This is a genomic window from Dehalococcoidales bacterium, assembly GCA_028716225.1.
In the GTDB taxonomy this organism is placed as follows: Bacteria; Chloroflexota; Dehalococcoidia; order Dehalococcoidales; family UBA5760; genus UBA5760.
Genome location: JAQUQE010000056.1, coordinates 1 through 6,524, shown reverse-complemented (window position 1 = coordinate 6,524; position 6,524 = coordinate 1). Strand labels below are relative to the sequence as shown.

The 6,524-nt window shown below is 55.4% G+C and carries 11 protein-coding genes; all 11 read left to right on the top strand.

The window, feature by feature from the left end:
* Positions 1 to 326: 326 nt before the first annotated feature.
* A complete protein-coding gene (locus PHI12_12710; GenBank protein MDD5511652.1) occupies positions 327 to 584 on the top strand; it encodes a hypothetical protein in 258 nt (85 codons plus the stop codon).
* A gap of 55 nt (positions 585 to 639) precedes the next feature.
* Positions 640 to 2,343 carry a hypothetical protein gene (locus tag PHI12_12705; protein MDD5511651.1) on the top strand — a complete coding sequence of 568 codons (1,704 nt, stop codon included), beginning with the start codon at positions 640 to 642 and terminating at the stop codon, positions 2,341 to 2,343.
* Positions 2,336 to 2,665, top strand: coding sequence for a hypothetical protein (locus PHI12_12700; GenBank protein MDD5511650.1), 330 nt, complete (start codon positions 2,336 to 2,338; stop codon positions 2,663 to 2,665). Before PHI12_12705 ends, PHI12_12700 begins: the two co-directional genes overlap by 8 nt.
* 11 nt (positions 2,666 to 2,676) lie before the next feature.
* Positions 2,677 to 3,429, top strand: coding sequence for a hypothetical protein (locus tag PHI12_12695; protein MDD5511649.1), 753 nt, complete (start codon positions 2,677 to 2,679; stop codon positions 3,427 to 3,429).
* 14 nt (positions 3,430 to 3,443) lie between these two features.
* Complete coding sequence (locus PHI12_12690; protein ID MDD5511648.1) at positions 3,444 to 3,635, top strand: hypothetical protein; 192 nt, start codon at positions 3,444 to 3,446, stop codon at positions 3,633 to 3,635.
* Positions 3,632 to 3,883, top strand: coding sequence for a hypothetical protein (locus PHI12_12685; GenBank protein ID MDD5511647.1), 252 nt, complete (start codon positions 3,632 to 3,634; stop codon positions 3,881 to 3,883). Before PHI12_12690 ends, PHI12_12685 begins: the two co-directional genes overlap by 4 nt.
* Positions 3,884 to 3,885: 2 nt before the next feature.
* Complete coding sequence (locus PHI12_12680; GenBank protein ID MDD5511646.1) at positions 3,886 to 4,629, top strand: hypothetical protein; 744 nt, start codon at positions 3,886 to 3,888, stop codon at positions 4,627 to 4,629.
* A gap of 9 nt (positions 4,630 to 4,638) precedes the next feature.
* Positions 4,639 to 4,980 carry a hypothetical protein gene (locus PHI12_12675; GenBank protein ID MDD5511645.1) on the top strand — a complete coding sequence of 114 codons (342 nt, stop codon included), beginning with the start codon at positions 4,639 to 4,641 and terminating at the stop codon, positions 4,978 to 4,980.
* Complete coding sequence (locus tag PHI12_12670; GenBank protein MDD5511644.1) at positions 4,980 to 5,162, top strand: hypothetical protein; 183 nt, start codon at positions 4,980 to 4,982, stop codon at positions 5,160 to 5,162. The genes PHI12_12675 and PHI12_12670 overlap by 1 nt, the downstream gene beginning before the upstream one ends.
* A gap of 3 nt (positions 5,163 to 5,165) precedes the next feature.
* Positions 5,166 to 5,369 (top strand): histidine kinase, encoded by a 204-nt coding sequence (locus PHI12_12665; GenBank protein MDD5511643.1) that lies wholly within the window; start codon positions 5,166 to 5,168, stop codon positions 5,367 to 5,369.
* A partial coding sequence (locus PHI12_12660; GenBank protein ID MDD5511642.1) for a S8 family serine peptidase occupies positions 5,362 to 6,524 on the top strand: 1,163 nt, incomplete at its 3' end. The genes PHI12_12665 and PHI12_12660, both read left to right, overlap by 8 nt.

Sequence of the window (6,524 nt, the reverse complement as noted above, 5' to 3'; positions counted from 1 at the left end):
CCAATAAACCAGTGGCTCTAAGGCTGCCTGCCGGTGCTGTGATCACGGCAATCGCCACCAACTTGACGCTTCCGGCGACCGGGGATATGGACTGTACTCTGGCGCTTTACGGCTATATCGGCCGACCTCTGGTTGGTTAAGTCAGGGAGGGCTCGCTCCGAGTAGAAGGAATCCACCCTGACGTGAGGTGATAATGCGGCTTTAACAAAGCGGCGTAGGATATCAGGTAGGCTCTATGAGAACGTAGAGTCTGAGGGTGGTTATTGACTGCGAAGGGCTGAGCCATGCGACATGGTTCAGCCCTTTCCGTTATGAGGAGAGGTGATATGACAGTAAAAATGGGGATAGCAGCACAGGAGAGCCCGCAGGCGGTAGAGCCTTACGGTGATGAGATCTATCCCACCGGCATCCTGGATATGATGTCCATTATACCCATGATGTTCATCATGTTTTTCTTCATGCTTATGATGGGCCTGATGCGGGATATTACCCGTGAACCCGGATCGGCCAAAGAGATTATCGTCAAGGGAGTGGAGACAGGTAGGGAGATAGTAAGCGGGATAGCGGCAGCACGGGGGCATTAAATGACGGGATGTCTTGAGAGTGAATTAGCTAAAAAGTCGAGAAGGGAGACTGGACATGCCGAGCTATCTGAGAATTGATGGCATAACCGCATATCCTAACCCGGCTGAGGAAGGGGACTGGGTAGCGCTATCCATTCAGGTGACCAATATATCCAGCCAGGGTGTCTACGGCAATGTCCACGGCGCCTACAACGGAGTTCCGATACCCAGGGGAGGGGATTACATCGTAGAAGCGGGGGCAACCCGTATGTTCTACAGGAGCTTCTACATGCCAAGCGCGAGTGTAACCGGTACTATTACCGTGTCCTATATGTTCGACGCGGGGGGTGGTGCTATCGGCTATTGGGCGGATGACACGAAAGAATTTACCGTTGATTTACTGGGGGCTCCCGAGCAATATGACGGCCGCATAGAGAATATTAGAATTAAGTGGGGCAGCTCAGCTTTCCCGGCATCATTATACAGCGCCATTCCCCAGGAAATTCCCTATGGAAACTACTTCAGGATCGGGTTCACCGGGCGCAATCTATCCGATGTAAACCTGACGCTATGGGGATCGGTAAAAGTCTATCGGCCCAACGGGTCACTCTTCTACCAGGATCAAGACGTGGAAACGGGGTATACCGGGCCAGGGGGTACGCATAATTTCGAGTTTCCCCAGCCAACCAGCGCAGCCAGGCAGGTAGATGCCTACGGGGTCTGGAAGGCTACTATAGAACTCAGGGCTAGTAGTTCTTCCGGAGAGCTGCTCGATTATAAGACACAGGTTGTCATATTTAGTACCCCCGAGGAAGAGCCGCCGCCCGGAGCCGGTTATGACGGCGAAATCCGCTACCCTCAAATCTGTCAGTGCAGTGGCACCTGGCAATCCTTAGAAGACGGAATCGCCCAGATACCAGCCGGAAACACCATAGAGGTGAAGTTCGACGGTCGTAATCTCTGCGGCTGCTACGCGGCGATGCACGGCTGGGTCACGGTCAAGTCACCCTCCGGGGTAACGGCGTTCAGCGACTATGATGACAACACGGTAATACGAGCTGACGGTACCGATCACCACTTCAAGTTCCCTGTACTTGGCTGCTCCGCCCAGGAATTGACCGCTCTGGGGGAGCACACCGTTGAGATAATTCTAAAGGCCGAGCATGACGGAGTAGAGCAAGAGGTGGATAGGAAATCGTATACCTTTAATGTGGTTGAGGGTGAAGAGCCTCCTAGCGGAGAGCCATCCGACCTGAACGGCTACATAGAGCAGGTCTATGTCGACTGGACCAATCTTGCCAGCGGCGAATTACCGGTGCCGATATCGGGAGCGCCTTTAGGGGAAAACTTCCGGATTAGCTACCACGCTACGATCATCGAAACGATTCTTCATACACAGACCACCAAGGGCTATGTCTGGCTGTACGGACCGGACGGATCGGTTAAGTATGAGGATAGCGATAGCGTGCTCCCCAGCGGTTACATCTGGGCACTCTCTTTCGGAGCCTGGTATCACCCCTTCGTGTTTCCGTCTGTGCCGAGCGCTTGGCCCTTAGATGAGCAGGGTGAGTGGACCTACAAGGTGAGATTTGAAGATAGCCAGGGCAAGGTAATCGACGAGAGGGAGGGAGTCCTCTTTTCCAGTGTCGCAGAGCAGGCGACAAGCTCATGGGGAATCATAGCCGAGATGATGCCCCTGATGATGATCATGATGATGTTCGGCATGATGGTACCCATGATGCGGGACGTATCCGGCGAACTGGAGGCGGGACATGAGTAAATCAGCACAGCTTAGGGATATCGTAACGCTAGATGAAGCGCTAGATGAGCTTGACGATGATCGGATGATCGATAACGTCATGATGGTCGGTATGATGATGGTTTTCTTGGTGGTCATCATAGCAACGCTTGGGCGGATGACGTGGTCGGTTCCAGTGATCGGCGCCTCGGAGGTTGCCGCCGCCGGGTACCAGCCTGTAGCGGCAGGAGTTGGCCTGCTTTGGCATCAATTAAATCCGGCCGGACAACCGAATGATCTTAGGATGATCGCCGAAAACAGTACCGGAGCGTTCGAAAGTATGCTGCTCGGGGTAACCACATAGGAGGAGGAAACATGTTCGATGTTAAAGAAAAGAGAAATGAACACAAGTCGGGCCTGATGACTCGTTTGCGGGCCTGGCTGCTGGGTGTTGAGCCGGAGGCGTTTGCGGGCATACAGACGTTGCTCAATGGCTATAAAGGTTCACGACGTAAGGGTAACTCTGTGATCATGGGCGGCCCCACCGCCTGGCAGTGGTATGCCGCCATCGATGATACCCACCACGGCAGCCGGGGCGGTGGCCTTCACGCTGATTCCCACGCCAGGCAGCATGCCCTAAACAGCGCCGACGATCATACCGGCGAGATATCGGATACCCAGCACGGCAGCCGGGGCGGTGGTCTTCACGCAGATTCTCACACTAGGCAACATGCCATGGACGCTACCCTGGACCACGCTGCCGGCGCCGAAGGCGACCTGATCTACGGCGGAGCGGCAGGAGCCTGGACGAGACGGAGTATTGGCACCGCCGGACAGCTGCTCACCGTGGCTGCCGGCGTTCCAGCTTGGGCGGATGCCCCGGCGGTAGGCACCCACGGCAACGATAAGCACGACCCTGACTTCTACCCTTTAAACGGCAGCGAAGCGCTCACCGCGCCACTGACCATGCATCTCATGGCGCCAGGTGATGAGCCCACCGCGGTTGCCGGTAACGAGGGTAAGCTCTACTACCTGACCCCCGGCGGTGGGGATAAGGGCATCATCAAGCAGGTAATGAAAAACAGCACGGCTGCCTTTGAGCTGGTTCAGCTCGGGCTAAGCTCGTAGCAAGGAGGTTTAAGATGGCACTCATTGATGAACTGAAATCAAGAAAGATCGAGCTTCTTGAGCAAACGGAGGCTATCGATCGGGAAGCGGCTAAAGTCAGGGAGCAGTATGAAGAGAAACTGGCTGAGTTACGCCAGCAGAGAATACCGCTTGAAGAGAGAATACGCACCATTGATACTCTCATCAAGTCAGAAGGGGGTAAATGATGGGATTCATCGGCACGATAGGATCTAACGGACTACCTCTCTACAGATGCGAGTGCGGCAACATCTTCGAGCTTTCTCCGGATGCCACTCGCTGCCCCTGCCAGTGTCACGAAGAAGCACTGGAAAGAGCGAAGGAGCTCGGCCTTTACTGTGAGGACTGCGGCTTCTCCAGCCTGGATCCGATGACCTTCCAGGCGCATTTTCACTGGGCGACACATCAGAGGGCAGTAGCCGCTAAAGGAGGATAGGGTTGAAGCTGGTAAAGGGACTTCTGCTCAGACCGAGTCTTAATCTCCTCAACTGGATTTTGAAGAGGGACGGTAACAGCCTGATTATCGGTGGCCCTCTCGGCTGGTCGTGGCAATCGACGCTTGATGCCAGCCATCACGGCGCACTTTCCGGACCGGCTAACGCCCATCGGCACAGCGACCTGGCCAGTATCGGAGTTGACGATCACCATGACCGAGACCACGCCGCCCGGCACCAGTCCGGAGGCGCCGATGAGGTTGGGCTTGATGCCGCGCAGATTAGCAGCGGTCGTTTCGGCATGTCCCGGATGCCGGACGGAACCTCAGGGCAGGTGCTGACCGCCCAGGGAGCTGGTGCTGACCCGTCTTATGCCGCGGCCCCCGGGGTGCCTTCGGGCTTAATCGCCATGTGGAGCGGGACTATCGCCAGTATACCTTCCGGCTGGGTTATCTGCGACGGTAACAACTCAACACCTAACCTGCTGGCAAAGTTCATCAGGCAAGTAGCTACTGCCGGCACCAACCCGGGCAGTACCGGGGGTGCTGATACTGTTTCGTTAACGGTAGCTCAGCTGGCGGCACATACTCATACCTATACGTACCGGCAGACAGAAAAGTCGTGTGACCTGGGTGCCAACAGAGTATGGCAGAATGCTATCACTCAGAACACTGGCAGTACTGGTTCCGGCAGCACTCACCAGAATATGCCGGCTTACTATTCTTTAGCGTTCCTAATGAAAACATGAGGAGAAGTGATGATAATACGCTGCAACCGATGCGGTAGAGAGATAAGTTCCCCCGATAACACCAACGCGGACTATGTGATCGCGCTGGATTTCATGGTTAGAGAAAAGAAAACCCGCTACCGGGTTTTAACGCATACCGAAGACACGCTGATCAAGGAGCAAAACGGGGAAACCATCAGCGATGAGGAGTACAACTCGGTCTCGGTCGATGGCTTTGAGCAGGCGGATTTGGTAGCGAACGTGGCCAAGGTGGTTCCTTTCGAAGAAGAGGTTGATGTTCAAAAATCGGGGATAGTGTGCCCGGACTGCTATTTGAAGACGGACTTCGTCATATGGGGGGTGCATAAGTAATGGGAAGCAGTAAAGAAAGGTTACTGGTGGCGATACTATCACTGGCCGGGGCATTTAGCCTGATCGTGCTTCATGCCGCCGGAAGGATTGACCTTTCTGAGTTCGGCATATCCGGGGTAGCCGCCTGGGTAACCCTGATCATCCAATTCTATTTCAGGAAAAAGCCGGAGGTGGAAAAGTAAGCAATGCTTTACCGGGGACTGGGGAAACAACTGGCCATAGCTCTGGAGGCGGTCGGCTGCAGCCTGATCGGTGTCGGCCTTGCCATTGAACTCATGATGGGCGCTGATATGGGTTATGTCGTCATTACTGGCGGTGCTTGCGCCATCTCTGTCGGCGGTATGGTCTTTGCCAAATTAATCCGTAAAAAGGGGGACAAGAGTGAATAGATACGCATTGATATCCAAGGGGAGACCGTTAGCTGAACTGGAAAGCCTGGCCCGACAGTACGGGGGTAAAGAAATAAATTACGCTCCCCTTCTGGGGCAGGTATTCTGCACCCTTGATCCCGCTGCCGCGCAAAAGCTGGCCCAGTCGCCGGGCCTCGTCGTTAAGCTCATCAAGGGGGTGTCCACAAAATACACCGACGCCCTGCAGATTGCCGCTCCCGAGAAGCTAATGCCGGGGCAGGAAGCGATCGGAGAGGTCCAGTCGACCTACGGCGCTCTGGTGGGCAGCACCGCACCATACTGGTACCAGGTTTGCACGGCCTTTGACCCGCCGATAAACGGTTACGGTGGAACCTGCGCGATACTGGATAGCGGCATAAGGAAAACGCACCGGGGCCTCAAGGGTAAGGTCCTCTATGAGAAAAACTTCAGCGACTCACCCACCGTCGAAGATGTCTTTGACCACGGTACCGGAGTCGCTTATGCCTTGAGCGGAGGGCAGGTGGCTGAGTACCAGGACCAGGGGATCAGCCCGGGGGTATACCTGATGAACATCAAGGTTCTGGACGATAACGGAGAGGGTAGTGAGGAAAATGTCATCCTTGGTCTCAACGAAGTGGTTAGGTTGGTTGACCAGGCTTATGAGGAAAACAAGGATCGGCAATTGGCGGAGATATGGACCGACCCGGAAACCATTACTGCTGTCAACCTGTCCTTCGGCGCTCCGGATGACGGCGATCCTGATGACCCGCTAAGGGTCGCCTGCCGGGCGGTGATCGCGTCTCACGAGAAGTGGGCGGGCTGGAGAATGCCCATCGTTGCCGCGGCGGGTAACGGCGGCCCCGGGGCCGAGACAATCGTATGCCCCGCCTGCGATCCAGAGGTATGGGCGGTGGGCGCGGTGGATGTTTCACCCTTCGGGATATCGCAGTACTCGTCAAGAGGGCCGACCAAAGAAGGATACGTCAAGCCGGACATTGTGTTCTACGGAACAAACGTCAACCTGGCCTCTTCTCACAGTGATGATGCCTATGTAGTCAAGAGCGGCACCAGCTTTGCCGCTCCCTTTGCCGTCGGCGCCGGCTTTGACCTGTGGGAAATAATGAGAAGGGATGACCCGGCGGCAGGCGCAAGCCTGTCCATGGAGGAATTCTT